This is a genomic window from Streptomyces sp. PH10-H1, from assembly GCF_030063355.1.
Taxonomy (GTDB): domain Bacteria; phylum Actinomycetota; class Actinomycetes; order Streptomycetales; family Streptomycetaceae; genus Actinacidiphila.
The window spans coordinates 1-2,905 of record NZ_JASISZ010000178.1 but is presented as its reverse complement, the minus strand read 5'-3'; the positions used below and the strand labels follow the sequence as shown (position 1 = coordinate 2,905).

Annotated in this window: 3 protein-coding genes; 1 reads left to right on the top strand and 2 read right to left on the bottom strand. The window is 70.9% G+C overall.

Features of this window, described 5'->3' with window-relative positions:
* The first annotated feature begins 225 nt into the window (after positions 1-225).
* Positions 226-1,605, top strand: a complete 1,380-nt coding sequence (locus QMK24_RS40950) for a variant leucine-rich repeat-containing protein (protein ID WP_283471997.1) — start codon at positions 226-228, stop codon at positions 1,603-1,605.
* Between the two features lie 53 nt (positions 1,606-1,658).
* On the opposite strand, the gene QMK24_RS40945 is transcribed toward QMK24_RS40950, so the two are convergent.
* Positions 1,659-1,910, bottom strand: coding sequence for a hypothetical protein (locus QMK24_RS40945; RefSeq protein WP_283471996.1), 252 nt, complete (start codon positions 1,908-1,910; stop codon positions 1,659-1,661).
* Between the two features lie 323 nt (positions 1,911-2,233).
* On the bottom strand, positions 2,234-2,542 hold the full coding sequence (locus tag QMK24_RS40940) for a hypothetical protein (protein ID WP_283471995.1): 309 nt from the start codon (positions 2,540-2,542) through the stop codon (positions 2,234-2,236).
* Between the last annotated feature and the right edge of the window lie 363 nt (positions 2,543-2,905).

The following is a 2,905-nucleotide window of genomic DNA, read 5'->3' as shown; positions in this document are numbered from 1 at the left end:
CAGGGTGTCACCCCGTTGGCCTGAGCCCGACCGAGGGACAAATAGTCATACCGGACAGGGAGATCAGCTGTCCGCACACGAGGACCTGAACTGTCCGCTCACCCGGATGTCCCACTGTCCGTGGACACACACAAATGGGCTTGACGGTGGGGGCCGTCTCCGAGAGCCTCGGGCGCGGGACCTTGTGAGCCATATCCGCCTCACTCGAGATCCCAGGGGGAGCGCATGCCACACCAGGAAGACGGGACCATCGGGCTTCTGCTGCCGTACAGCCCTGAACTGGCAGGGCTGGCAAGGAACCCGAACCTGCCGGGTCGCCTCCTCGACCGCTTCGTTTCCGCCGCCGACGAGGACCTCTGCGGCTACCTCGCCGATCGGGACGACCTGACCGACAACCAGGCGGCCGTCCTGGCTTCGCGCGGCGCCGAGTCGGACCTGAGCTGTGCGGAATCACTGCCGGACTCCCCGCCCTGGGAACTGGCGCGGCACCCCGACGAGACCGTCCGCACCCACCTGGCCGAGCGGGAGGACTCACTGCCGGCAGACCTGCTGCGCCTGCTCGGCCGCGACCAGGTGATCGCCGTGGTGGGTGCGGTGGCCGACCACTCCGAGCTCCCCGCAGATCTGGCCCGGGAACTGGCAGCTCGACCGGACCAGGCGGTCCGCGACGCACTCGCCCACAACCACGCCACGCCTCCGGACGTCCTGGCCGCACTGCTCGCCGACGGAGGCAGCCCACCGATCACCTCCTGCGGCCGGTGCAGGCACCTCCCGGACGGCTCGGCCTGCGGCGACCACGCCGCGGCAGTCCTCGCCGTCCGGCTCGCCACCCTCGGCAACCCGACCACCCCACCGGAGGGCATGGAGCAATTCCTGGACCACCCGGACCCGTGGGCCCGGGCCGCCCTGGCCGGCCGACTCGACCTGACGGAACAGGCATACCACCGGCTCGCCTCCGACACCGATCACCGGGTCCGCGCCGAGGCCGCCGCCAACCCAACTCTCGGGGCGTCCGACATCCACACTCTGGCCAACGACCCCGACCGCACCGTACGCCGCGCCGTGCTGCAGAACCCAACGCTTCCGCTGCCGCTACTGGTCCGACTGGCGCCCGCCCGGCGGATCGGCACCGAGGTGCTGCCCCGGATCAAGGCCGCGACACCCGAGGAGTTGCGCCGGCTCGCCCAGTCGAACGCCGCACAGGTCCGCGCCCTCGTCGCGGCCCGCCCCGAACTCCCCGCCGGCCTCACCGCCCTGCTCTCCGACGACCCCGACATCGGCGTGGCCAAGCGAATCGCCCCGAACCCGGCCCTGGCCCCTGCCCAGCTCTATGCGATCACCGCACGTCACGGGCCGCGCGCGCACGAGGCCGTGGCTCGCAACCCGCACTGCCCACCCGAACTCCTGCACGCCATGGCGCTCGCCGCCACACCCGCCGTCAACCCGCTCGGCGAGATCGCCAAACACCCGGCTGCGCCCCCGGAAGCCCTGCTGCTCTGCCTCGCCGACCCGGACGAACGCGTCCGCTCCGCCGCTGCGGCCCACCCCGCGTTGCCCGTCGACGCAATGGCACAGCTGCTCGGGGGCAGAGGAGAGCTCGCGTAGCAGCGGGGCCGAACTGGGCTCGGCGCCACCCAGACCGTTCATGACCTGGAGTGTCAAGCGGCGAGTGCGTGGGCTCGGTGGGACCAGGCGGTCGCCTCATCGTACGGTGTGCCGGTCTTGAGACAGCCGTGCAAGATGCCGACCAGCCGGTGCACGAGTCGGCGCAGGGCGGCGTTGAACTCGATACCGCGGGCACATTGCTGCTCGTAGTAGGCCCTGGCGCCAGCGGAGACCCGCAGAGCGGAGAACGCCTGGGCGATCAGCGCGTCGATGAGCCGGTCGTTGCGGACGAACCGCGCGGTCACGACCTTCATCTTGCCGGAGGCACGGGTGATCGGGCTGGTGCCGGCATAGTTCTTTCTGCCCGTGCAAGAAGTTGACCTGCTCGTTCAAGGTCACCAGCAGAGCCCAGTCGTCGCAGAACAGCGCGTTGTGGCCGTGTGCCGCACAGTCGAAGACCGGGATCGGCTCACCGGACTCCGCCGGCACCGACGACGAGTTGAGAGCAACAGGAGGACGTGAAGCGAGAGACCCGTCCAGAGACGGACCGTCAATGTCCGCTGTTGCCAGGAGCGAGCGGGCTCGCGCACTCGCGGGGAGCCCAACCCCTGCCGAACCGAGGAGGAGGTCAAGCGTGGGCGTGATCGAAGAGTGCTGCCATGTCTTGTTGCAGGCCGATGATGTCAGTCAGTGTCCACAGGCCGTGTCCCAGTTGGGGGTCGCCGCCGTGGGGGGATTCCGGATGCTGTGCTGCCAGTGCCACCACCTGATGGGCTGGGTCGGGCAGGTGGGTCAGGCCCACGACGCCGAAGCGGGAGCGAGAGCGCTTACGGGCCGCAGGCCGGCCCGCCAGCTGCGCCATGCTCGGCCGCTGAGCGAAACTGCCGGCGTAGAACTCGATCACCGGAAACTCGTTCGCGCCGTGCAGCTCGCGCACGAAAGCGGGTCCGCCGACCCCGGCCGGGCCGCGACCGCCACCTCCCCGGCCCCCAAGGCCGGTTTCGCGAAGGACGCTACCGCACAGGACACCTCAGCGCAGGAGGCGGCCAAGGAGGCCGCCGCGAAGGACGCTGCCGCAAAGGTCGCCAAGGCCAAGGCCAAGGCTGGGGCGCCGAGGGCAACGGCCGAATCAGGCGCGTCGGCACACGCGCAGCAGAGCGAGTACTTCGAGGTGGCCTGTTCGTGGACAGCCCCGCGGCCACACACCCGGGCGGCAGCCGACCCCGTAGAGGCGAGCCGCGGGGCACCCCCCCCCCCGGGGGGGGCCCCCGCGGCCGTTCACACGGAAGCCTCGCGCTGC

Bases quoted from the DNA above. Each gene is read 5' to 3' on its own strand.
- QMK24_RS40950 (WP_283471997.1), top strand. From the start codon at position 226: ATGCCACACCAGGAAGACGGGACCATCGGGCTTCTGCTGCCGTACAGC.